18 protein-coding genes and 1 pseudogene are annotated in these 23,973 nt (G+C 62.4%); 9 read left to right on the forward strand and 10 right to left on the reverse strand.

Translation table 11 applies throughout. The features are described from left to right. Nucleotides 1–171: 171 nt before the first annotated feature. The 4 genes from BMX67_RS16505 (at nt 172) to BMX67_RS16520 (ending at nt 4,358) form a co-directional block, all read left to right on the forward strand. Nucleotides 172–1,806 carry a Mu transposase C-terminal domain-containing protein gene (locus BMX67_RS16505; RefSeq protein WP_090737343.1) on the forward strand — a complete coding sequence of 545 codons (1,635 nt, stop codon included), beginning with the start codon at nt 172–174 and terminating at the stop codon, nt 1,804–1,806. Nucleotide 1,807: 1 nt separating this feature from the next. After that, a complete protein-coding gene (locus tag BMX67_RS16510) occupies nt 1,808–2,689 on the forward strand; it encodes a TniB family NTP-binding protein (RefSeq protein ID WP_090737346.1) in 882 nt (293 codons plus the stop codon). Continuing rightward, on the forward strand, nt 2,686–3,471 hold the full coding sequence (locus BMX67_RS16515) for a TniQ family protein (RefSeq protein ID WP_245739495.1): 786 nt from the start codon (nt 2,686–2,688) through the stop codon (nt 3,469–3,471). Before BMX67_RS16510 ends, BMX67_RS16515 begins: the two co-directional genes overlap by 4 nt. Before the next feature lie 101 nt (nt 3,472–3,572). After that, on the forward strand, nt 3,573–4,358 hold the full coding sequence (locus BMX67_RS16520; RefSeq protein WP_090737350.1) for a helix-turn-helix domain-containing protein: 786 nt from the start codon (nt 3,573–3,575) through the stop codon (nt 4,356–4,358). Nucleotides 4,359–4,619: 261 nt separating this feature from the next. On the opposite strand, the gene BMX67_RS19650 is transcribed toward BMX67_RS16520, so the two are convergent. The 4 genes from BMX67_RS19650 to BMX67_RS16535 all read right to left on the reverse strand — a co-directional run bounded on the left by BMX67_RS19650 (nt 4,620) and on the right by BMX67_RS16535 (nt 6,769). Then, complete coding sequence (locus tag BMX67_RS19650; protein WP_175479951.1) at nt 4,620–5,390, reverse strand: hypothetical protein; 771 nt, start codon at nt 5,388–5,390, stop codon at nt 4,620–4,622. Between the two features lie 286 nt (nt 5,391–5,676). Next, entirely contained in the window at nt 5,677–6,063 is a 387-nt protein-coding gene (locus BMX67_RS16525; RefSeq protein ID WP_175479952.1) for a hypothetical protein, read from the reverse strand. 8 nt (nt 6,064–6,071) lie between these two features. Beyond that, a complete protein-coding gene (locus BMX67_RS16530) occupies nt 6,072–6,458 on the reverse strand; it encodes a hypothetical protein (RefSeq protein WP_090737352.1) in 387 nt (128 codons plus the stop codon). Continuing rightward, on the reverse strand, nt 6,455–6,769 hold the full coding sequence (locus tag BMX67_RS16535; protein ID WP_245739496.1) for a hypothetical protein: 315 nt from the start codon (nt 6,767–6,769) through the stop codon (nt 6,455–6,457). The genes BMX67_RS16530 and BMX67_RS16535 overlap by 4 nt, the downstream gene beginning before the upstream one ends. A 272-nt stretch (nt 6,770–7,041) precedes the next feature. Here BMX67_RS16535 and BMX67_RS16540 point away from each other — a divergent pair, with 272 nt between their 5' ends. The 3 genes from BMX67_RS16540 to BMX67_RS16550 all read left to right on the forward strand — a co-directional run bounded on the left by BMX67_RS16540 (nt 7,042) and on the right by BMX67_RS16550 (nt 8,276). Beyond that, nucleotides 7,042–7,467 carry a hypothetical protein gene (locus BMX67_RS16540; protein WP_090737354.1) on the forward strand — a complete coding sequence of 142 codons (426 nt, stop codon included), beginning with the start codon at nt 7,042–7,044 and terminating at the stop codon, nt 7,465–7,467. After that, entirely contained in the window at nt 7,464–7,877 is a 414-nt protein-coding gene (locus BMX67_RS16545; protein WP_245739497.1) for a hypothetical protein, read from the forward strand. Before BMX67_RS16540 ends, BMX67_RS16545 begins: the two co-directional genes overlap by 4 nt. A gap of 210 nt (nt 7,878–8,087) precedes the next feature. Further along, nucleotides 8,088–8,276 (forward strand): hypothetical protein, encoded by a 189-nt coding sequence (locus tag BMX67_RS16550; protein ID WP_090737358.1) that lies wholly within the window; start codon nt 8,088–8,090, stop codon nt 8,274–8,276. Between the two features lie 56 nt (nt 8,277–8,332). Here the strand turns inward: BMX67_RS16550 and BMX67_RS16555 are convergent, their stop codons facing one another. Then, nucleotides 8,333–9,067, reverse strand: coding sequence for a Crp/Fnr family transcriptional regulator (locus BMX67_RS16555; protein ID WP_090737361.1), 735 nt, complete (start codon nt 9,065–9,067; stop codon nt 8,333–8,335). Nucleotides 9,068–9,217: 150 nt separating this feature from the next. On the opposite strand from BMX67_RS16555, the gene BMX67_RS16560 reads away from it, so the two are divergent. Together BMX67_RS16560 and BMX67_RS16565 are read left to right on the forward strand one after the other, a co-directional pair. Then, nucleotides 9,218–9,454: a hypothetical protein gene (locus tag BMX67_RS16560; RefSeq protein WP_090737363.1), complete on the forward strand. Its 237-nt coding sequence runs from the start codon at nt 9,218–9,220 to the stop codon at nt 9,452–9,454. A gap of 133 nt (nt 9,455–9,587) precedes the next feature. After that, nucleotides 9,588–9,686 (forward strand): annotated as a pseudogene (locus BMX67_RS16565) (co-chaperone GroES); the annotation flags it as partial. Between the two features lie 374 nt (nt 9,687–10,060). Here the strand turns inward: BMX67_RS16565 and BMX67_RS16570 are convergent. The 5 genes from BMX67_RS16570 to BMX67_RS16585 form a co-directional block, all read right to left on the reverse strand. Further along, nucleotides 10,061–11,842 carry an SLC13 family permease gene (locus BMX67_RS16570; RefSeq protein WP_090737365.1) on the reverse strand — a complete coding sequence of 594 codons (1,782 nt, stop codon included), beginning with the start codon at nt 11,840–11,842 and terminating at the stop codon, nt 10,061–10,063. 133 nt (nt 11,843–11,975) lie between these two features. Continuing rightward, nucleotides 11,976–12,848, reverse strand: coding sequence for a transglutaminase family protein (locus BMX67_RS16575; RefSeq protein ID WP_090737366.1), 873 nt, complete (start codon nt 12,846–12,848; stop codon nt 11,976–11,978). A gap of 72 nt (nt 12,849–12,920) precedes the next feature. Then, nucleotides 12,921–21,545: a glycoside hydrolase family 94 protein gene (locus BMX67_RS16580; protein ID WP_245739498.1), complete on the reverse strand. Its 8,625-nt coding sequence runs from the start codon at nt 21,543–21,545 to the stop codon at nt 12,921–12,923. A gap of 96 nt (nt 21,546–21,641) precedes the next feature. Then, nucleotides 21,642–21,785 (reverse strand): hypothetical protein, encoded by a 144-nt coding sequence (locus BMX67_RS19655; RefSeq protein ID WP_175479953.1) that lies wholly within the window; start codon nt 21,783–21,785, stop codon nt 21,642–21,644. Between the two features lie 522 nt (nt 21,786–22,307). Then, entirely contained in the window at nt 22,308–23,927 is a 1,620-nt protein-coding gene (locus tag BMX67_RS16585; protein ID WP_090737370.1) for an ISL3 family transposase, read from the reverse strand. Between the last annotated feature and the right edge of the window lie 46 nt (nt 23,928–23,973).

Raw genomic sequence — 23,973 nt, forward strand, 5'->3', positions numbered from 1 at the left:
TGTATTCGAAGATCGCCATCTCAGCTGTCGCGTAGCCCTTAATTGTGAGATGCGAAATCCAACGAAATCAACGGCTGTGCTTTGCTCTTAAATGTGAGATTTTGCTTTTAATTCTGAAGTTTTTGGCCTTAAACCTGAGACAAGGTTCACAGGCTCGTGCGGCAAGTATCGATGGATGATGATGGCGAAGACTCCGTTGCCGTTGGTGCTGAGGAGGCGCGCAGGGCCGGCGTGTTGCGCCCTCTTGTTCAGGCATATCTCAATGGGACTGGCAGTCTGGAAAGTAGCATCAATGATGCCGTTTGGGAGCTTGGTGTCAGTCGGGCGACGGTCTGGCGTTGGATAAAGCGGCTAGCTGAGGAGGATGGGCGCACCAGCGCCCTGGCTCCGCGGAAACGGGGCCGCCCGACAGGTACGACTTTGATATCCAGCAAGGTCGAAGCGGTGATCGAAGAACATCTTCGCCGTTATTTCTTGCGCCGGGAGCGTTCGAGCCTCTCGCGCGTCGTGACAGAGATCCGCAGCGCCTGCTGGCAACAGGGCCTGCAGCCACCGACACGGCGGACGGTTCAGAGCCGTCTTGACGCAATGGATGCCCGCGAAGTTGTGAAGGCACGAGAAGGCGCAAAGGCGGCCCGCCAGAAGCTTGCGCCGGTCACAGGCGAGAACAAGGCCAGTCAGCCACTGGAGATCGTGCAAATCGACCATACGCCCGCGGACACCATTCTTGTCGACAGTTTTGAGCGTCAACCAATTGGCCGGCCTTGGGTCACGCTGGCGATCGACATAGCAACGCGGATGGTAACCGGATACTACGCCTCTCTCGAGGCACCTTCGCGTCTATCAGTAGCGCTTTGCCTGACGCAGGCGGTGGCCCCGAAGGCGGAACTTCTGGCGGAATTGGTGTGCAGTGTTCCTTGGCCCGCACAGGGCAAACCGCACAGCATCCACGTCGACAATGGCCGCGATTTCAGGTCACGGGCCTTTCGGTCGGCATGTGCGGAATGGGGGATCGATCTGGTCTATCGACCGCCGGGAAGTCCTCACTTCGGAGGTCATATCGAACGGTTGATCGGGACGATGATGGGGGCCGTTCACCTGTTGCCGGGAACAACGCAATCCTCGATCGCGGCCAAGGGCGACTATGACGCCGAAGGAATGGCCACGATGACCTTGAGCGAATTCGATCGCTGGTTTGCTCTGGAAATCTGCCGTTACAACAACAGCATTCATTCAAGTCTTGGCTGCACGCCCGTTGCCAAATGGGAGGCGCTCTCTGAGCAAATGATGGGCGACATCCCCTTTGAGATGGAAGCCTTTCGGGTGAGCTTCCTGCCGAGCGAACTGCGCAAGGTTAGGCGTGACGGCATTCATCTGTTCCAGATACGGTACTGGTCGGATGCCCTTGCAGGCCATATTGGGCGCGGGAACGGAAAGGTGGTCGTTCGTTACGATCCTCGCGATATCTCAATGATCTGGGTCGAATTGGACAATGGCCGATATGTTGAGGCGCGGTACAGAAACTTGGAAATTCCGCCCGTGCCGCTCTGGGAATATCGCGAAGCCATGAGGAAGGCCCGTGCCCTTGGCAAGTCCGGGTCCAGTGAGATGGTCCTCGCTGAGCTGATCCGACAGCAACGCCAGATCGAGGCTGAAAGCCGGGGCCTGACGAAGGCCGAACGCAGATCCCGTGAAAGAAAAGGGACATTGGAGGGCACCAACTCGGCTGTCTCGACAACCGAAGGGCTGCGAGCGATCGACACGGGTGATACATCGCGCCCATTGTTCAAGGTAGAGAGATGGTGAATTGACGGCAGGGACAACTGAGGAAGACGGTCGGATCGCCCTCATTCAATCGGACATCTGGATCGGCTTTCCACGGGCCGAACAAGTGTTGGACCGTTTGCAGGGCATGATCGAAGCGCCACGGCAAACCCGTATGCCGGGCCTTCTTGTGCATGGGGCCTCCGGGATAGGAAAGACGATGATCGCCCGAAACCTGTCGCGCAAGTACGCACCAGAATACGATCCGCCGTCAGGCATCACCCGCACACCGCTGCTGCTGTTGCAAGCGCCGCCCGCACCCGACGAACGGCGGTTCTATCTGCACATCCTGGCCGCCGTCGGCGCCCCGGCGACGGCACTGAGTGCCCGCGCTCAAAATGTGGCTTCCCTCGAAGTCCGTGTAATCGCACTCTTACGCGACCTTGGCCTGCGGATGATCATGATCGACGAGGTCCACAACCTCTTGGCCGGGACCCACCGCGAACAGCGCCGCTTTCTCAATGTTCTGCGATATCTCAGCAATGAACTCGAAGTGTCGCTGGTATGCCTCGGGGTCAGCGAGGCCGTCGATGCCATCCGTGGTGATATCCAGCTTGCCAGGCGGCTGGACGAACATCACCTGCCAAACTGGCGCGACGATGCCGAGTTCTCGGACATGATTCAGACACTCATCGCGGCAATGCCCCTCGAGAAGAAATCCAATCTGAAGGTCAAGTCGCTCAAGCAAATACTTGGAATGACCGGCGGGGTGACCTCGCGCATCTTCGCCCTGATCAAGGATCTTTCCATCGACGCCATTGCTACCGGTGAGGAATGCATCACCAACGACGCAATCGCAAAATGGACGCCGGTTTGGTCGCGCCATGCGAACGCCCATCGGCGGCTCGAGAAGTCCGGCGTGTGAAGCCGCTGCCCAAGACTGTCGCACCGTTGCCAGACGAGTTGTTGTCAGGTTGGTTGTCTCGGTTAGCTGTGGCCAACTACTGTGATGATGCCGAACTGATGACTCATATCGAAATCGATACCGCGTATGGCACCGCCTTGGACTTCAGCATCGACGCGGCTGCGGCAGAGAAGATTGCGAGCGCTGCACGTGTCGCCCCAGATGTCGTGCGATCTTTGACCTTTCCGGCAATGACGCCAAGAGAAGCCTCGCTGACGGCCCAGATGCCATTCCAGCATTGTCTGCAATGCTCCCAAGAGGGCCTTTCGCTCAGGCATTGGAGGCGGGCCTGGGCATTCGACTGTCAGGTCTGCGGGACGAGACTGGTGCAGACCCTTGGCAAGACCGGTGGGGAACAAATATCCGACAAACTGATATACCGAGCGCGTCGCGGGGCGGGGGTGCTTGAGTGCGCCGCGCGATCACGCAGCCCCAAGCAACTTCGGCGCGCAAGGCGAGCGGTCACCTTTGCCATGTCACTTAAGGGCTGCCACGGGGAGCCGTTGTTCGCTCTTCAGAGCCACAGACCAGAAGTGAGGCTGTTTTGCCTTGCTGCCATTGATGCAGCCCAATCTCGCCCACTGATCAAAGCGGCCATCTCAAGCTCCGGCATCGACGACTATGCAAAGGTTGCTCTCTTGCGCACTTTCGAGAAGGAGCCACGTCTGCTTTCCGCAGTTGATCACATTGCGCAAAGACGCGCGAGCAGCAAAGGCCCCATGACAGCCGAATCTCGCAATTAAGGGCAAAACTCGATGCCGAAAGCGTCTCGTCTCAGATTTAAGGGCAACGCGACAGCTGGTTAACGCAGGACCGGATCGGCCTCGACCGGCTGTCGCTCTACATGGCGCTGCGGATCTCGACCGCAACGGATGATGCGCAGGCCATGTACCGGATCGGCTGGGCCGTGCGCCGACTGTCCGGCGGACTCGCGCTGCTGACGCTTCGGCCTGGAACGCACGACCTGGAAACCTTCCTTGATCGGCGCGACCGGCCGGGGCAGGGAGAGCATTTCGAAGAGGCAAAGGCTTCTTCGCGCGTCGTCGACATGGCAGAGCGCGAAGCCTTCGAGGACCGGGCCGCCGGATGGCTCGCGATGATGGATCAGGCCGAAAACCTCCACCCCGTGACACGGGCCTGCATGGGTTTCCATCTCTGGCACGTCGCGGAGCTGTCGCCGATCGATGATCCTCTGGAGGCCGCGGTGACAGCGGCGCATGTCGCGATCGGCGATCTCGCTCCGTCAGGAAGCACGCCCGGCGCGATCTTCGCACCGATCGCAATGGGCGGGGGAGGGGGTTTCCGGGCGACCGGTGACCCGTCCGCCCGGTTGGCGCGCTGGCTCAACGCGATGGAGAGCGCGACATTCGCAGCCCTGCGCCGGCTCGAGGAGATCGAGGCCTGGTCGGCTGCCGCGGAGCGAACGATGGCGCCGCTCTCGGGCAAGACGCCGCCGATGCTGCGTGACCTTTTCACCAGCTGGCCGCTGGTCTCGGTCCAAATGGCCGAGAACCTGACAGGCACGCATCGGGCAACGGTTCAGCGCAACATCGACTGGATGGTCGAGCGGGGCCTTATCCGGGAGGTAACAGGGCAGGGGCGATACCGAATGTGGCGGGCGGCGGCGTGAACATCACGGGAAAGCGCCCCCTGCACGCCTGCCAAGTTGCGACAGCAGGGCAGAATTGTTCGACGGCAACCACAGAAGCCTACCGCGTGGTCGTTGTCCGCGCCGCCGTTTTCGACGGTTGGTTTACCGCCGCCTACAGAAGAGCAGCCGCATGACTCCCAAGATGGTGTTGTCACATTAACGGGTCGGACGTTGCTGGTTCATCAATCTCGGCGTAGTCGGTGTCGATGCAGACACAAAACCCGACGAGAGACATCCGCATCACCGTCCAACGATGCAGGTCCCGTCCGAGAGCCGGAAGCCTTGATTGCAGCTCCAGCGGTTGCCGGATCGGTCGAGATAGGCGTTCTCTGGCAGATCAATGGCGACGCAGGCGCCATTCAGCACCTCGTATCCGCGCTCACAGCTCCAGCCCGGTCCATAGGATGCCTCGTCCAGATAGGCATTCGATGGCACGACAACGGCGTCGCATCGGTCGTCGATTCTGACGAAACCTCTCTCACAAGCCCAGGCGGCGCCGTAGTCTGCGTTGGTCAGATACGCGTTCGCTGGAACGGCAATCGGAGAACATGTCCCTGCAGCAGCCTCATAGCCACGATCACAGGTCCATCCCGTCCCCGAGTCATTGCCTGTCAGGTAGGCACGCTCGGGAAGAACGATGAGCACGCATGTCTCGTCCTCCCGCCGGAACCCGCGTTCGCACTGCCAATCGTAACCGGAAGACCGGAGGAAGGCATTGGGGGGCACCGGGATGCGATAGCATGATATCCCGTTTACCTCTTCATATCCACGGTCGCACTTCCACCCCGTCCCGTAGGAGCGACCGGTTGGATAAGCATGCTCGGGGATGTCGAGAGGCAGGCATTCAGCGGCCTGTACCCGGTATCCGAGATCGCAGACCCATCCGCCGCCATAACTGCGCGGCTGCGCGTTCTCCGGCATTGGGCCGGTGCCTTCCTGCGCAAGCACGGGGAAGGCGAAGGACGCGATCACACCGGCTATGACTGCCGTCCTCGCGATCAGCCTCGCCAAGGGATGTCTCATCGCCGCTTGCTCCCTCCGGACCAGAGTCCGCCGGTTGCCGCGCGAGTCCTCGATAGTCCAAGCGTGAGAGTTCCGGTCAGCCTCCGAATGGGCGCGGGCAGTAGCGGGGTGCCACTGGAATTCGATCTCGATGGCATGCCTTCGTTCTCGGCCACCTCTATCGCGAAGTCCGGCGGGACTGTCGGCTGGGGGCTTGCGGTCATTGCTGGGACAACTTGTGCGAGGCGCTGCTGCAAGAGCATGTTTCTTCTGGTGGTAGTCGCCGTGAAACCTGTCATCGCCCTTCACCTCCCAGATGCAGTTTCTTTCGCGTACCTGCCGCCAAATCTCGCTGCACCGGCCGGTCCGCGGAAGCCGCCTGTTCTCCTACCCTTATCGGTGGCACGGGTTCCTCGTCGGACACGTCCGGCTCCTTCGCTTTGAGCGCGCGCAATTCTCCAAGGAGAACCACCGTGCGAATGATTTCTTCCGCGTAGCGGTCCGTTTCGCGGTGCTCGTGTTTGTGCCGGGCCATGCTTATCGGTTCGACGAACCGTTCTCGCAGGTGGACGATGAAACGTGGTTCGGTGCGGGCCATGTAGGCAATCAGCGCCTGAAGCACCTTTTCATGGGCGAGCACGCGCCGCTCGAGAACGGTTGTCTCGCGAGAGGGTATCGGCATGGTGCGGTTCATCCTTCATCGATCGCGTTTTTCGCGTCCTCCGAGGATTGATCGACATCGAGCGCTGCCAGGCAAGCTTGTGCGATATCCCGGTTCGGTCCATCGGCTTCCGGCATGGTCGCCCAACCGGATGACATGAGAGCGTCGCGCCTCTGGTAGGTCGATGCTGCCCGGATCGCTGCAAGCTTGTCCGCCCGAGCCGGGTCTGACCGCGCCATGTCGAGGCAGACCGGTACCATTGAGGCGACGACATCGTTCCGGGACATCGCCATCGCCCTGTCATTCGAAGTGCCGCCGGTCACCCAGCCGCCCCACGAAAATCCGGCGACGCCGACAAAGACAGCGCCGATCGCGGCACCATAGATGCCGGGCTTGAGCCATTCGGGAGCATTCATTTCAAGTCCTCCTGCGGAGAAAGCGCCGCCTCGCTGTGATTGTTTTTCTCAGTCGCGTCCCGATCCCGGCTCAGCGCCTCTTTCAGGTCGCTGTCGGAAATCGCCCGTAACTCTGTCCATCCCGCATAACCGCCCCTTTCGCGCACCGTCAGATAGGTCGCCGTCCGGCGATACGCCTCGAAGCTCAGCCCCTGAAGAAGCTCCTCTTCGACAAGAACCTCGTAGTCGCCGGCGGGTAGATTGCCCGGGCATCCCGGCAAGGTGAACGGGTTCGAAAACGTCACCGTCGATCTGGTCGACCGCATGTTCATCTCTAATCTCCGCGATGTTGGCAGATCCGTCGCTCGCCACTTTTGACGGCCCATTGGAGTGCGGGACGGAAAAGTCGAACGATGTATTTTCTTATACATCGGGATCATCCGAGTGGCGCTGACGCATGTTAGTCCCGGGCACCGAACCGGCTGCGACGTTCCTGGGGGCGGTCGCCCGCATTGACCTGTGTAAGGGCGGCGAAACCGACCTGCGCATATCCTTTGGGAAACAGGGATGATCTGCATTCCTGCACCCCTCGAAAGGACTAGCAATGGCCGACCCCAATGCTCTCAACCCGCACCCGCCCGAGTTCGATCGGTTTCTCTACGCTTTCGTCGGCGAGGACCGGAAAGGCTATGCCGTGACGGTGCTCTCCACGCTTGCGCGGCTTGGACTCGATCCATGGAAGGAAACTGCTGAACTGGTCACGCTGGAGCGCGACGCCGCACGAACACGCTTGGGAACACTGCTTGCCCGGTTCCGGGACGTTCCTGCGCTCGCCAGCGATCACGGCAGGATGGCACGAGACTTAAGCCAGCTGCTTCCCGAAGGACCGACGTCAGGTTTCCTGCAGCGCGCTGCCTCGACGGTGGTCGATGGCCGCCCGCGAACAAGCGGAGCGATCTGGGCGGTGCTCGCGATTGTATTTATACTGTTTCAGATGTTCATGGTTGGCGGGTCGGGGTCAGGCGAATGACCGCATCAACCGCGACCGCGAGGAGACCGGCCCATGCAGCGCACGAGTCCGGCACACTTTCTCCACACGAACAGGGCATACTCTGGGACATGGAGGAACACTTCTGGACCAGTGGCGCCGACAACGCGCGGGCGACGACAGCGACCAACGCCGTCATGGTCTTCCCCTATCCGCCCGACATCCTCCAGGGTGACCAGATCTGGACCCACCTTCGCGAAAACACTGGCTGGCGCACCGTTGTCATGTCCGAACGGCGCGTGATGCGGTGTCATGACATCGCGATTCTCACCTATCGCGCCTCGGCGGAGAAGGCCGACGTACCGATCTACGAGGCCCTCTGCACCTCGACCTATCTCAACGATGAGGGCATATGGCTGAGGATTTCCCACCAGCAAACTGCGGTGAGTTGAGGTGCGCACGGACAACCGACCTGCCGCAGGCGCCGGGGCTAACCTGCGTCAGTGCGGCGGGGTGCCGACTCTGCTTAGATGAGACACGCCGCCGAACATTCGGTGGTGCATTTTTCCGAGTACCCGAGAAGCGTGTGGGCGTGCCGATCTCCAAAGGACGGCATGTCGACACGCTTCTTATTCTCGGAGCGTCCAGAAAGGACAAGTCCAATGACCCCCGAACAGAACAAGACTGCCGAGAAGATGAAGTCCGTGAAAGCCGCGTGGGACCAAGCGCCCCCCGGCCCGAAGAAGGATGCGGCGCTGAAGCATTATCAGGCAGCTGAGAAGGCCAACACGGCCGAGAATGACGCCGAGACCAACAAGGAACTCGATGCGGCGACCCACGCCCTCGCGTGACTTCCGGCGTCTGAAGTGATCACCGGGGCCGCCTGCCGAGCAAGAGGGCGGCCCTCTCATTTCAGGAGCGGCCCGGTCTGGTCCAGATATGCCGGATCGAACTCGGCAAGGTCCACAAGACCGCCATAGTCGTGAAAGGTCACGCGGCCGTCCCGAAAGGTCACCAGCCCTTCCTCGCGAAGATGCCGGAGGACGCGGTTCACATGGACCGCGCTCAACCCCAGCGTATCGGCGAGGTGGTATTGCGTCAGAGGGCAGTCGAAACCTTCCCCGCTGCCGACGCCGACCAACGCAAGCCTCGATCCCAGCTCCAGAAGGAAATGCGCCATTCGGGCGTCCGCATCACGCCGACCAATCCCGACGAGATGTTCCACGACCATCGCCTCGTCCCTTGACGCCGCCCAGAGGATGGCGGTCGCAAGACGCGGCGTCCGCGCGAGGGCACCGAGAAGATCGCTCGCCAGCACTTCGGCGGCCTCGATGTCGACGATAGGTTCGAAGCTGTGATCCGACGTGCGCAACAGGACGCTGCGCAGTCCCAGGAAATCCCCCGGCACCTGGAAGTCCACAATCTGCCGGGTCCCGTCGGCCTGCAACTTGTACGAACAGACCCAACCTGACGACAGAATGTACGCGGCCTGAGCCGACTGGCCCTGATGCACCATGTCACGCCCCGCGACGAATAAGCGACGACGCTGGTGCAGTCGCTCAAGCACGGCCAGCTCGACCTCCGACAGAGCGACGAAGGCCGAGAGCTTGCGGGTCAAGGGGCTGTGTTCTGCTGATGTCATGGAGGCTCCTAGCGTATCGTGACCCAGGAGCGGAAATCGGCCCGGACACTGCTCTGGATCAGTCCAGCATAGAGCGCCTCCTGCGAAAAGTACGGATGTATCTGAACCTCGCCTTACACGGGGATCACGCTGCCAGGGAAGGGACGCCAGATGTCGACCGCGAGCGAACATGCAGGCAGGGCCGCCCTGTCAATCTGCGAGGCGCTCCTGCTTGCCTTGAAAGATCGCGGGGTGCTGCCAGAGCACGAGATCGTGGGGGTTCTTCGCGACGCCGCGGCGACCCATGAGAACGCCGTTGGTACCGACCTCGAAATGGAAAGGCATCGGGCCGTCGCCGAAATTATCAACTCGATCATCGCTGGCGGAAACTCGGTTCGACGCTCGTGATGCCATACCGCGGCGGTCTTGATCCGCAATCCCGAAGAATAGTCCCACCAGGTTTTCGCCGCATTGCGCGCATCCAAGCCGGGCATTCGAACAAGGCACTTACGCCCGACAATCCTCGACAAGGAGCAAGTCGATGTCATTCAGTCCCTTCCACGATCGGGTGCTCGTCCGCCGCATTGAAGGCGACGAGACGACCAAGGGCGGCCTCATCATTCCCGATACTGCCAAGGAGATGGTCTACTGGTATCCAGCGTCATCAGCTTGTTCTTTCATTCATCTAACGGGAAATAAGAAGCGCACGGACATACCGACCTTTTGGGAAAAGTATGCCCCCACGCCTCTCAGGTACTCGCAAATACTGTGCCCTCAATGTACGGCGGGCACGTCTCCATATACGGCTTCTCAGAACGTGACGGCACTAACGCAGATTAGCCCGGGCGCTTGGCGCAGCTCGATCTTGTCCACGACTAGCTCTCGTTCAACTGAACGCAGTCGATTTCGGCCCCAGCACAGCGGTTTTGACCGGGAGGTATCGAGACTATGCACATGTCGTGATCACTCTCTGCCTGCCAAGGAGTTTTCCAGACTGCTCTTTCATCGGCTGATTTAGAAGGGAAAGAACGTCGGAATTGCCAGGACTGCGGCGCCCCCCACGATGATATTCATTGGAAGGCCGATCTTGATGAAGTCCATGAACTTGTAGTTGCCGGCGCCATAGACCAGTGTGTTGGTCTGATAGCCGATCGGGGTCGCGAAGCTTGCGCTCGCTCCGAACATGACTGCGACAACGAAGGGGCGTGGATCAACCCCGATCTGGTCCGCCAGTCCGATCGCCAGAGGGGTCACGACGACCGCGACCGCACTGTTGGTGACCGCCTCCGTCAAGGTCGAAGCGAGCAGATAGACCGCGGCCAGGGCGATGATCGGGGGCATGTCCGCAAGCGGCGGGGCAATGGCACCGACGATCAAGGCAATCGCGCCCGAGTGCTGCAGCCCCGCACCAACCACCAGCATCGAGAAGATCAGAACGAGCACGCCCGCGTCGATGGAACTCCAGGCCTCATCGTTGTCGATGCAGCGCAGGATGAGGATGAAGGCCACGGCGACGAGGGAGACAAGGCTGATGTCCGCCACACCGATGGCGGCCAGGGCCACCACTGCAAACAGTGCCGCAAGCGCAAGCGGGGCCTTGCCGCGTCGAAAGGGGCGCCCTCCGGCCATCGTGACGCCAGCCAGGTCCCCCGCCTCGATCAGGCGGTCGTAGCTTTCGTCGGTTCCCTCCAGTAGCAGTTTGTCCGCTGGTCTGAGGAGCGTGGTCGAGAGGTCGGGGCCAAGGCTTTCCCCATGACGATGTGCCCCAAGGACACGCATGCCATACCTGAACCCGATGGTCAGTTGCGCGATCCGTACACCGCGGCTGCGATGCGAGAGCGTGACGATCGCCTCTGCGACTGTGGTTTCTGAGTTTTCCCTGGCTGTCGGTCCCTGACGCAGTCCGACATCCCATCCTTTCCGGTTTCTCAAGGTCAGAAGTTCGGAGGTGCGGATAACTGCGATCAGCCGGTCACCAGCGGCAAGGATGTGATCGAGCACGTCGTCACGTCTAACCTCTGCACCGGAACGTATTCCGACCACAGTCACACCCGGGCGGGTCAGATCATCGATATCCCCCAAGGCGTGACCCAGCCCCCAGAAATCATCCTTTGGGCGCAACTCGGTCAGGAAATCCGCCTCACCTGCCGCACCCAGATCCGTCTGATCCTTGCGGTTGGGAAGCAGAAGCGGTCCGAGTAGCAGCAGGGTCAATCCGCCGGTAGCCGCGGCCACCAGACCGACCGGTGTGATTTCCAGAATCGAGAAGGGCGTCAGCCCGATCTCTCTCGCAACGCCATCGACCAGCAGATTGGTCGAGGTTCCGATCAGCGTGCAAGTCCCGCCGAGCACCGCCATGTAAGAGAGCGGGATCAACAGGCGTGTCGCTGCGAGGCCGAGGCTTTGGGCCAGTCTTATGGCGACCGGGATCAGCACCAGGACGACAGGTGTGTTGTTCATGAGCGCCGAGGCCACGAGGGTTGAAGCCAGAAACACGCCCGTTGCCGCGATGGGGCGCTGGCCGGCGGCGGCGACGACCCGGTTCGCCAATGCATCGAGTAACCCGGTGCGTACGAGGGCGCCGCTGAGAATAAACATTGCGGCGATGGTAATCGGCGCGGGATTCGAAAAAACCGACAGAACAGTGTCTTGAGGCACCAGTCCAAAAACGACAAACAACGCCGCGACCGCTGCGGCCGTCACCTCGGGGGCGAACCGCTCGTAAAGGAAGCCCGCGAAGAGAACCAGAAGAAGCGCGAGCGCAAGATAAGGCTCAAAGGGGTACAGGTGTGTCATTCCGGGGTCTCCAGTGCATTGACGGCGGAGAGGTCCTGACGTCGCGCAATATGTGGTCTTTCGTTCTCACTCTACCCCGAAAACCGGCGCAGGGCGCTCTTTGATCGGTAGCCGCGGATCGAGGTCGCGATGATCAGTATGCGATGACCATGTGGCGTACCTCTACGGTCATGCTTCGCAGGGCGTTTTCCGACCCCGTGAAGCTCCCGGTGACCGGGACGACCTGATGAATGCCACGGGCGACCGCCACGGGAATGAGGTTCTTTGATCCGACGCTCCGGTTTGTAGGGTCGAACGCGACCCACCCGGCACCGGGAACGAACACTTCGGCCCAGGCATGGGTAGAAGCCGCCCCTTCGGACCCGACAAGGCGCGTTTCGGGATCGAAGAGGTAGCCGGAAACGATGCGGGCCCCGAAGCTGAGCATGCGCGCGGCTTCGGCAAACAACACCGCAAAGTCACGGCATGAGCCCCAACCGCGGGAAAGTGTTTCCAGCGGCGACTGTGTCCCTTCCATCTCTCGCCCCTGATATGCGATCTGCGTCGACACCCCGTTGGCGATATCCTTGAGCAGAGACAACGTATCCGTGGGGCGCTTAAGGATGTAGGCCTCGACCCAGCTGGAAAACTTGCCGTCAGGGTCGGGATATTGTGGTGCCGTCAGGGCGCCGAGGTCGGCCCAATCGTCGCCTGAATAAAGGAAGGGAAAACTGATTGCCTCCGCCGCTATGGCGAATACCGGCCAGACCGCGGCGGTCAGATCGACCGTGGCACGGCTTTCGATGATCAGATGGTCGCTCGGCTGATTAAACTGTGCCGTGGCGACCGCATTGCCCGCAACGTCATGGGCCCAGGTGATATCGGCATGGGGCGTGAGGGTGATCTCATGCGACACCAGCCGCAGGTCCCGGGCTTCGCGCGGGCGCAGCATCATCCGATGAGGTCCAAGCAGAACGGGTTCGCCGTAGCGGTATTCGGTCTTGTGATAGGTCGTCAGCGTGGTCACGTTAGGTGCCTTTCGGCTGCAATGCGGTCACCCGGTGTCGGGTCGATTGAGTGGCGACGGTTGGACGGGCGGTCAATCCGGCGGGATCGGGAGCACAGAACTGTCGATTTCGGCTGACGTCTCGGCCGACACAAGGGGGCCGAGAGTCAGGTTCAGGTCGTGAGACCCGCCGTCGAGGGGCAGGAACACCACCGGCCCGGCCGTGATGGGGTGGCCATCCAGCGTGGCTCTCGGATGATCCGCTCTCTCGATCCGGATCCTGCACGACGTGCCCGCCACCCTCAGCGTCATGGAAAATCCCGGCCAGTCGGGTGGCATGGTGGGGGCGATCCGCAGACGATCTCCGTCCCGGGTCACGCCGAGGATGCCTTCGATGGCCGCACGGTGCATCCAAGCGGCCGCGCCCGTGTACCAGCTCCAGCCGCCGCGTCCGATATACGGGGCAACGGAATAGACATCGGCGGCGACCGCATAGGGTTCCGTCCTGTAGCGCTGTACGTCCTCAGGCGACCGGGCGTGATTGATCGGATTGAGCATCGCGAAGAGCTCCGCAGCGCGCGCTCCATCCCCCAGTCGCGCCCAGGCCAGAATGGCCCACATCGCGGCATGGCTGTATTGCCCGCCATTCTCTCGCAGCCCCGGCGGATAGCCGGCGATGTAGCCCGGATCCTGCGAGCCCGAGGCGGGACCGATCCCGAATGGCGGCGTGAACAGCCGCGCCAGATCGTTTTCGCGATCGACCAGAAGGCTGTCGACGGACTCCATCGCGCGCCGCGCGCGATTGGGATCTGCCTGTCCGGACAGCACCGCCCAGCTTTGCGGGATCGAGTCGATGCAACAGGCCGGGGAGCCGGCCGCCCCCAGCCATGTTCCGTCATCGAAGGTCGCGCGGCGGTACCAGTCCCCATCCCAGGCATGGGTCTCCATGGAGAGGCGCAGCGTTTCGGCCTGCTCGCGCCAGCGCCGTGCCCGGGCCGGATCGCGCTTTTCCGCAAGCGGCACGAAGGCGCCGAGCGTCTGGAGCAGCAACCAGCCCAGCCAGACGCTTTCGCCGCGGCCGGCGGCGCCGACGCGGTTCATACCGTCGTTCCAGTCGCCGCTACCGATCAGCGGCAGACCGTGCTCCCCGGTCAGGCTGAGCGCGCGGTCCAGCCCCAGGGCGCAGTGAACGAACAGCGACGCGCCGTGGCCAGCATCGTCGGGCAGGAAGAACGCGTCGTGCTCGGTCTCTCCGAGGCGATGTCCTTCGAGGAAGGGCACCTGTTCGTCCAGTATCACCCCGTCGCCGGTGCTCGTCACATAGGCGGCGACTGCATGCCCCAGCCAGACGCAATCGTCGGAAATGCGCGTCCGCACCCCTTGGCCGGAATGCGGCAGCCACCAGTGCTGCACGTCGCCTTCCGGGAACTGGCGGGCGGCGACACGCAGCAGATGCGCGCGGGTAAGGTCGGGGCGCGTCAGCATGAAGGCCATGTTGTCTTGCAGCTGGTCGCGGAACCCGTAGGCGCCGCTTGCCTGGTAGAAAGCCGCGCGCGCCTCGATCCGGCAGGCGAGCGCCTGATAGGGCAACCAGCCGTTGACCATGATATCCATCGCCCGGTCCGGCGTGGTGATCTGGAGATTTCCCAGCGTCTCGTTCCAATAGGTCTGAACCGTGGCCAGTTCGACCTGCATGTCGGCGGACCGCAGCCTTTTCAGAAGCGGGACGACCGCCGCCGCGTCGGCGCATTGGCCGAGGAGATGGACGAGCTCGACGCCTTCGCCAGGGCTAAGGGTCAGGGGCCTCATCAGCGCCAAACAAGGATCGAGTCCCGCTCCGACTCGCCCCGACATCACGGTACCCAAACGCAGTGCGGCGGGGTCGGCATGGCTTCCGCCCGAGCCCAGAAATTCGCTGCGATCTCCGGTCCAGGCCTCGGCCGGACCGGAAGGCGCGTCGAGCGCGGCGAACATCACCCGGCCGGGAAAGGCGGTGTTCCACGGGTTCCGGACCAGAAGCGCGCCGGTTTCCGGCTCATGCGAGGTGACGAGAAACGGGGCCGAGGCGGCGCGCGATGGCCCCATGACGGGTTCGCCATAGGCGACGACGCTCAACCTCCGGGGCCGCGTCCCTGTATTGCGCAGGAACAGCCGCGAGACCCTGACCGGATCGGCGCGCGGCACGAACTGGACCAATTCGCAGTCGATGCCATTCGCCTGATGCTCGAACCGGCTGTAGCCGAAGCCGTGGCGCACGACGTGCGGACCGGCCCCTGCAGAAGGCGACAGAGGGTGCGCAGTCGGTGAAAACAACACGCCGCTGTCGTCGTCTCGGATGTAGATTGCCTCGCCCGGAGGGTCTGCCACAGCATCATTGGACCAGGGCGTTAGCTGGTTGTCGCGGCTGTTCTCGGCCCAGGTAAAACCGCTGCCGCTGGCCGACACCTGGAATCCGAAGTCCGGATTGGCGATCACGTTGATCCATGGGGCAGGCGTACTGTCCGGTGGGCCAAGGCGGATGACATATTCTCGTCCCTCCCGGTCGAACCCGCCTGTGCCATTGTAGAACTCGAGGTCCCGGCGGTCGGATAGCGGCCTGGCCTCGTCCCGCTGCGGGGCGGTTCTGTCACGTCTGTTCGCGCGCAGTCGGAGCGCATTGGCGGGTTGCGGGGCGGGGCCAATCTGTCGCGTGTCTGCGATCATGGTGTCAGCCGTAACAGGATCGGCAAGAAGGGCGTCGAGCTGTTCGCCGATCATGCCACGCCGGGCCAGCATCACAACCCGCGCCGCAGCCAGGAGAAGCGCCCGCGTATCTGGTGCGATCAGGTCGGAGCGCAGCGCAAACACGGCGCCCCGGGCCGGTCGCGTGTCGTCGCCGGGACGGGAATGGCTGCTGCGCAAGGCGATGTCGATGGCGGTCTGCAGATCCTTGACATAGGAGGCAGGGTGCTCGTTGAGGATCACCAGATCGACCGCAAGCTGCCTTCCCAGCCAGTACTCATGGGCCTGTAGCAAGGCACGAACCTGTCCGATATCGGCGGGATCGTCGATGCGCAGCACTACGATCGGCAAGTCGCCGGAAATCGCGAGCGGCCAAAGGCCGGATTGACGTCCGGCGCCCCGTATCAAGGTGGCAGAAGGCAGGCGGAAACGGCGATCATGATAGAGGACAGGGGCGGCGAGACGTTGGAAGTCGGCGGCTTCGGTCGGCGAGATGCCTAGATGGCGCAGTTGCACCTGAGCCTGGGTCCAGGCCAGGGTCCGTGCGCGGTCATAGGAGCTGCGGTCGTGATGCCGGTCGATCAGATCCATCAGCGCTTCGCGGCTGTCGGCAGCTACCATCCAGACCAGGATCCGTGCGGTGCGCCCAGGCGCGATCAGGAGCCGGTTGCGCAATGCGAAAACCGGATCCAACACCGTGCCCGTGGTCCCGGCGAGGGGCGCCGGATCGGTTATGGCGCGCGGCTGGGCCTGGTCATGATCGCGGCCGAAAGCGCTGTTGCGATCACTGTCATATTGCAGCGGCGCGACGGTCGTCCCCTCGACCACGCTGAACTGCGCCACCCAGATTCCCGGTTCGTCGAGGTTGCGCCGCCTTCGCCACGCAATCAACGCGCCGTATTCGGGCACGAACTCGGTCTGAACGAACATCCGCGAGAAGGCCGGGTGCGCCAGTTCTGAGGCCGGATCCGCCAGCGTCAATTCGACGTAGGACGTTAGATCCAGTTCCCGGGGTTTGCGCCCGCCATTGGTCACCGACAGGCGTCGCACCTCCGCATCCGCCTCGCCCGAGACGAGAACATCCAGCAACGTTTCGAGCTGGCCGGTTCGGGCGGTGAAGGTCGCGTGATCCTCGAAGAACTGCACGTCCTGCGCGTCGGCAGTATCCGGCGCGCCAGGTCCGAACCTCTGGTCAGAGCCGTCGGAGAGATTCCGGATGTGGAGGATGGCGCCATGTGGATCCCGGGTCGCGTCCTCGCGCCAGCGGGTGAGCGCAATATCGCCCCAGCGGCTGTAACTCCCGCCCGTGGCGGTCAGCATAACCGCGTAGCGTCCATTCGATATGAGATGGGTGACCGGGGGGCCGCCCGGGCGGCCGGCAATCCGGCGGCCCCGGTCCGCTTCGGACGGCGTCGGACCGCCGGGCCTGGCGTCCTCAAGAGGCGGCAAGGCGCGGTCGATATCGCGCGGCAGCCGTTCCTGGAGCAGCAGTTCGCTGGCATGGATCATCGGTTCGTGGTGGAACCTCTGGCGCATCAGGCCGCCGGTCAGGGCGTTGGCGATGGCGACGATGGTCATCCCCTGATGATGCGCCATGTAGCTTTGCACCACGGCAACGCGGCGACCCGGCAGCACACGGTCGGGGGTAAAGTCGAGGGCTTCATAGAAGCCACAGAGCCCACGGCCCCCCATGGCCTCCAGGTCGTCGTAGTTCCGCCGTGCAGCACCGGGATCCAGCATCGCGGCCAGCCCGGTTGCATAGGGCGCGATCACCAGATCCCCGGCGAGCCCGCGCTTGAGCCCAAGTCCCGGAACACCGAAGGTGGAATACTGGTAGTTGAAATCCACATCCCGCGCGTTGAAGCCGGATTCCGAAATGCCCCAAGGGACGCCTTGCGCCCGTCCGTAGGCGATCTGTCTCTCGACGACCAGTCGACAGGTGTGACCCAGCTGACCGCCTTCGGGTTCTCGCATCACCAGCCCAGGCATCAGGTATTCGAACATCGAGCCGGCCCAGGAGACGAGAACGGCGCCGCCACGGGTTGCGGTGACCGTCCGCCCCAGACGGAACCAGTGCCGCAGCGGCAGATCCTGTTTGGCGACGGCGAAGAGACTGGCCAGACGCGCCTCGGAGGCCAGGAGGTCATAGCAGGACGGATCGAGACTGCTCTCATGGACCGAGTAGCCGATGGACAGCAGCTTGCGCTCGGGGTCAAGCAGGAAGCCGAAATCCATGTCCACTGCGAGCCGGCGGGCCTGCACTCCCAGCCGATGCAATTCTGCGGCCAGAGCGGCATGGTCGGCCTCGGTTGACGCGGTATCTGTCGCGGCTTCGGCCAAGCCGTCGCGAAGCAAGGACAACCATCGGGGCGCATGCGGGGGCATAGCCGCCGGAGGCGGAGTGGCGTGTTCGGCCTTGGCCGCCAGGCGTTGCAGGAAGGGCCAGTTCACGTCAGCCTGTTTCAGGCCATCGCGCAGCGATCCAATCGCCTCGGAGCAGGAGTCACTGAGCGGGGACTTTAACCGCTCTGCGTCACGCTCCACCAGGTCAAGAAGATCGGTCAGCCCCTGAGATCTCTGACGTGGCGTCGCGCCGGAATGCGCGGCCCAGTCCTCGCAGGCGTTGGCCAGTGCGATCAGGTGGCCGGCCAGATTGCCGCTGTCCACCGACGAGACATAGGGCGGGTCGAGAACCCTGCCGTCTCGCGTGTCGTACCAGTTGTAGAAATGTCCCTTTACCCGCGGCAGCGCTTGCATCGTGCCAAGGGTCGCGGCGATCCGGCTGGCCGCCTGACGCAGGCCGATCCAGCCGAGATCGCAGGCTGTGACAGTGGACAGAAGATAAAGCCCCATATTTGTGGGCGAAGTTCTGTGCGCGAGCGTCGCGTGTGGTTGCTCCTGAAAGTTGTCCGGGGGCAGATGGCTGTCTTCTGGCGTGACGAAGGTCTCGAAATAGTGCCATGTCCTGCGTGCGATCAGGCGCAATTCCTGGGCGTCCTGCGGGGTAAGGGCGGCGTCGGGTTGTGCGCGGGAAGGCTGACTGACTCGAAAGGCGATGAGCGGCGCGGCAAGCCAGAGGGCTGCAAAGGGCAGGATCAGGGGGAGCGCACCGGGGGCGGCCAAGCCGGCCAGGCCTGTGGTCGACAGTCCCAGCAGGATCCCCGGCGCCATGGCACGGGAAAATCCCCGCAGATCGGGACGCGGAGCGGCCGAAACCGAGGCCGCCGTGGTCCATTCCAGGAGATGCCGCCGTGAAACCGTCAATCGCCAGAGTGTGCGGGCGATGGCATCGAGCGCGCGCCAGGCGGCGTCGGCGAGAAAGCTGACCGCCAGCCCGGTTTGCATCACGGCAAGCGACAGGTCTTCCTGCATCAGGCGCAGGTGGTTGCCCATGTGAAGGCGGCGCCGATGCGGAATGGCGGAAAGGGCTGCATGCAGGAAAGCGGGCAGGCTCATGGCGACCAGCGCCAGAGCCGTCGCCAGCAAGGCCGCCGGGCCAGGCAGAAGCCACCCCAGTGTCAACAGGACAAGCGTGGCCGGGGCCAACAATGAGCGGCGCAGCGTGTCCAGCACCTTGACCCGTCCCAGCGCGCCCAGCCCGCCTTCCCGGCCAAGCCAGGGCAGCAGTTGCCAGTCGCCGCGACACCAACGATGGATGCGCCGCGCGGCGAGGTCCTGTCGGTCGGGGAAGGACTCGATCAGTTCCACGTCCGAGACGAGCCCGGCCCGGGCGAAGATGCCTTCAAGCAGGTCATGGCTGAGAAGGGCGTTTTCCGGCACGCGCCCGGCCATCGCCGCCTGGAAGACATCGACGTCGTAGATACCCTTGCCGGTAAAGGAGCCCTCGCCGAAGAGATCCTGATAGACGTCCGACGCAGCAGCTGCATATGGATCCATCCCGCCCGGACCCGAGGTCGCGCGCTGAAATGCCGTGCCGTGCCGTTCCGGTGTCAGGGCGGGGGTGATCCTCGGCTGTAGAATGGCGTGACCGGCACTGACCCGGCTGAGGGCCGTATCGAAGATCGGCTGGTTCAGCGGGTGCGCCATCTTGCCGATCAGCCGCAAGGCCGCGTCACGCGGCATCCGGGTGTCGGAATCGAGCGTCAGGACGTAGCGCACACCGGGGGGCACGGCTGGCACATGACCCTCTGCCGTGCGGTAGTCGGTATCATCGGCACCGCGCAACAGACGGTTGAGCTCGTGCAGCTTGCCGCGTTTGCGCTCCCATCCCATCCAAATCTGTTCGGCGGCGTTGTAACGGCGGTCACGATGCAGGTGCAGAAAGCGGGCACCGGCGGGACCCGCGCCGTAGACCTGGTTCAGTCGGGCAACCTCGACGTCGATCAACGCGACAAGTGGCGCATCCTCCGGCATGTCCTGTCCGGGGGCGTCCAGCCCGTCGGTCAGGATTGCAAAAGTCACGTCTCCTTGGGCGCCGGACAGATAATGGACTTCCAGCCCTTCGAGTTGTTCGGTCAGCTCTGCGCCATTTGTCAGCATTGTCGGCACAACCACGAGCGTGCGCAGCGAAGACGGCACGCCGCTCTCAAGCGCCAGTCCCGGCAGTGCCGTGGCAGGTACGGCCCAGGCCACCATGCGATCAACGATAAGTTGAGCGACGGCGCTGGCCGGGATGACCGCTGCGAGGAGCCAGAGCGCAAGCATGGTCCATGACGCGGATGGGCCGGAAAGAGCCACCAGACTCCATGCGCTCAGCGCGAGCAGCCCAAGAGTGACACAAAGAATGCTGCCAAGGTATCCTGCGAGACCAGGCCGGAACTGCGGGCGATGCCATCCCCTATATCGATAGCCGATCTGGCGTTCGAACGCCTCCCGGCCCTCGGCGAGGAGATGCCAGCCCGGATCGCTTCTCCGCAGGATTTCCGGCTCGGAAATCCGGTCGCCATCCGCTTCCGGCGCAGCCACCGCCGTCGCCAGCACCTGCTCGGCCAGATCCAATTCGCTGTAGTCACTGTGACGAGCGAGATCCTCGAGGGCATCGCGATAGAGGTTGCGGCTGGCGAAATCCATCGCCGAAAATCCCGGATGCTCCCGCAACTTCGCATCGACCAGGCTGACACTTTCAAAGAGCTCTGGCCAGTCCGTCTCAGCGATCGTGCGCAGGCTGGTGATGACGTTTCGAACCGTGACGTTCGAGGCGCCCTGACGCTCCTGTGCATGCCGGACCGCCAGGTCGACATTCGACCCCTGCTTGGCCAGCCGATCCTCCAGCCAGCCGATGGCCGGTGTTGTGACAGGGTCGCAATCACGTAGCCGCTTCGCCAACTGCGCGGCAAAGATCTCAGAAAGTGGCTCGGACGCGCCAATATCTGCAGGGATCCCGATCTCGGTCTGGCCGGCCTCCAGGAGCCGATCCGCAAGGGCATCCGCCGACAGGCGCATCCTGTGACCGAAGGTGATCTGGTCGGCCAGCCGCCGCAGGTTTTCCAGAAGGACGAGGCGGAGCGTTATCGGAACCGCCCAGAGCTCTCCTATCGTTAGGGGCTGGACCTGCTGATAGGCGCGCAGAAAGCGGGACAGGGCGGGGGCGTCGAGATGGCTGTCCGTATGGGCAACATAGGCCCAGATCAATTCGAACACTCGTGGATAACCGTGAAACGGCCCTTGGGCAAGTTTCGGCAGAAGCTTGTAGTAGCTGGGCGGCAAATCCGTACGGCAGTCGCGCACCTGCGCCTCGACCCTGTGAAAATTGTCCACCAGCCATTGGGCGGCGGGGGCAATAGGTTTTCCCGCCGCCAGCTCTGAGAGACAGGCCTTGCGAGTGGCCCTCAGAGCCGTCGCATTATCGTCCAGTCGCTGATGCAGTGATGCGACACGCGGTGAAGAGGCGCAGATACGCTGCACTTCGGCCAGGCTGACGGCATGTTGCTCCAACCTTTCGATACCGAAGAGCTCCGCGCGCACTGGCGCGATGCTCTTCCAGGGTGAGGTGCGGGTGCCGCGGAGATTGAGTTGAGGTAGCGCCCAGGCACTCATGCTAGGAACCTGTCGGCAAGTGGGTAATTTTGCCGACTTGCCGCTTGGTTGCACGCTCTGCGGCCAGGACCAGACGATCACACAAGAAGAGTTGGGTCAGGCCTTTTTCCCCTTTGGCTTTGTGTCGACCGTCAGGCCCCTGCTAAAGGAGGGCGCCAGAACCGGTTCAGCCTTCTTCTGCTTCTGCTTCTGCTTCGGCTTCTTGTCTTCTCGGCCGCGACGGCTTTTGCCCTTCGCCATGGTATTCTCCTAATTGTCTTGTGTGCGTGGAAAGTTCTCTCACCTCGATGAGGCGAAGATGGCATGCGTCACGGCCCATATTCCGAGGGCCGCGCAGTTCCGCATCGATACTATTCAGGAGTATCGCCGAGGCCGGCCGATTCCATGCTGATCCAGATCAGCCTTCAACGGATAGTTTTTCTGCTGTGGGTCTCGATGTATGGTCCCGAGACAAGTCTGAAGGGCTTTGTCAGGTTGCAGACGGTCCGATCGCCGAATAGCGAAGGGTGATGCTGGATCTATGCGACCTGTCCCGCATCAAGGGCTTCCGATTTCCGCGCTCCGTAATCGGCTACGCCGTGTGGGCGTAGGGAGTGGGCAGGTCTTGGGAGACATGCGGCGGCTGTTTGGTACCCTATCACGTCGACCACCAAGTTTTGCCCATTCCCGGTCCCCCTGAATCAGCACGTATCTCGAGCCGCCATAGCCGCAGACAGATCCTCGCCTCGTCTGTTGTCGCGTTGCGCTTAAATCGGGTCATCCTCAATATGTGTGGTGGAGCGGAAGCATTCGAGCCCTGAGCAGGTTCGGGCCGGCTCGACCGTACATCGCGCGCTTCAAGGTCTTCAGTCGGTTGATCTGGCCTTCGGCTTGACCATTGCTCCAATGCATTTCGATCGCATTCCTGACCGCATCAATGTCCCTGTTTAAGGTGCGGGCGAACCGCACGATGGGCGCAAGGTCAGTTTCGATCGCGTCGTCGATCCAGGCAGGAAGCGGGTCTGCTTTGCGACCACGCAAGATACCATTGAAGCGCATGGCGAGATGCCGCATCGTTGTAAAGGCCTTCGAGCCAGCCTTGAGGGCTTCGACTTTTCTCACCTGTTCCAAGGTGAGTTTTCCTCTTGGCTTAATGCAGAGCGCAGCCGCGATGACCGGAGATATCGCGTGTCCCGTTTCCGGATCCCGGACCGGTTCAAGGATTTGGTACTCGTTGATGGCCCCCCCTTGTTCCTGTTTTTCGGCTCGGCGCCATCCAGCCAAGAGCCGCTGCAGATTTGACAGGCTGCCCTCGTAACCACGCTCTCGGATCAAAGGAAGCAGTGCATTGCCGCTGCGAATGCCGTTTTCCCAGCTTTGCTTCAGGTACTCTTCAAAATACCACGCAGAGGAGCGTTTGAGGACAGCGCGCTTTCGGTCCGGTGGCGTCTCGAATTGCAGCCATTTCGCGACGCTACGCCGGGGAAATCCCGTTCGCCGTCCAATCTCGCTGCACGTCAGCCCTTGTTCTCGAAGTGCCCAAATGGTCTTGAATATCTCCTCCCGCGACTTGCGGTGCGCAAGACGTGATTTCAGAAGGTTTTTGGCCGTGCTGATGTTGTCTGCCTCGGAGAGCAAGGCCCTGCCAGTTGGGCGACCGTGCAGGTTCATTTGCTCCTCGATTGCCATGCGAAGGTTCTGCACGATATGGAACCGATCGGCGACCTGCTCCGCTTGCGGCGCGCCTTGTCGGGCAGCTTGGGCGTAGATACCGCAACGATCCCGGCTTATGACCTCTACCTCAGGATGACGCTTTAGCCAATCAATGCAAGTGACGATATCACGATCTTCGAGAACATCAATGACCGCGCGACGCTCGAGGTCGATGATGATCGTGCCGTAGGTCTGCGATTTCCGCCAACTCCAATCATCGATCCCTATGATCCGCGCGCGAGGTGGAGCAACTTGAGCCGCACGCAGCAGTTGCCGGAGAATAGTATCGTCGCTGACCCGGATACCCAGCCGCCGCAAAAGCCGTTCAGCTGGGCTGCCACCGGCGGCGTGCGCCATATGGCCCAAGAGTTGCGCCTGTCTAGATGTGCGGCGCGCATAAGGAGCCGCCACCGCGGTGTCGTGATCGGAAAAAGTACGACGGCTGCAATCCGTGTTCAAACATCGCCATCGACAGACACTAAGCTCGACCCAAACCGCTTGACCCTGAGCGGGAAAGTCCTCGATCCGCCGCCGCCTCCAACCATGTCTCTGGCTAGAAAGCATCCCGCACTCAGGGCAGATGCCATTCGGAGCCAGCTTGCCTGAAACGACCCAAGCGCTCGTCTCAGACTTGCGGACCTCACCGACCTCGACGTTGCCGGTTGGCGACCAGTGTTTCTTCGATACCACAACCTGATCCCTTCAATCTGCGAGGCTCTGTCAGATCGTGACACAC

Origin of the sequence: Paracoccus homiensis (assembly GCF_900111675.1) — a bacterium.
GTDB lineage: Bacteria > Pseudomonadota > Alphaproteobacteria > Rhodobacterales > Rhodobacteraceae > Paracoccus > Paracoccus homiensis.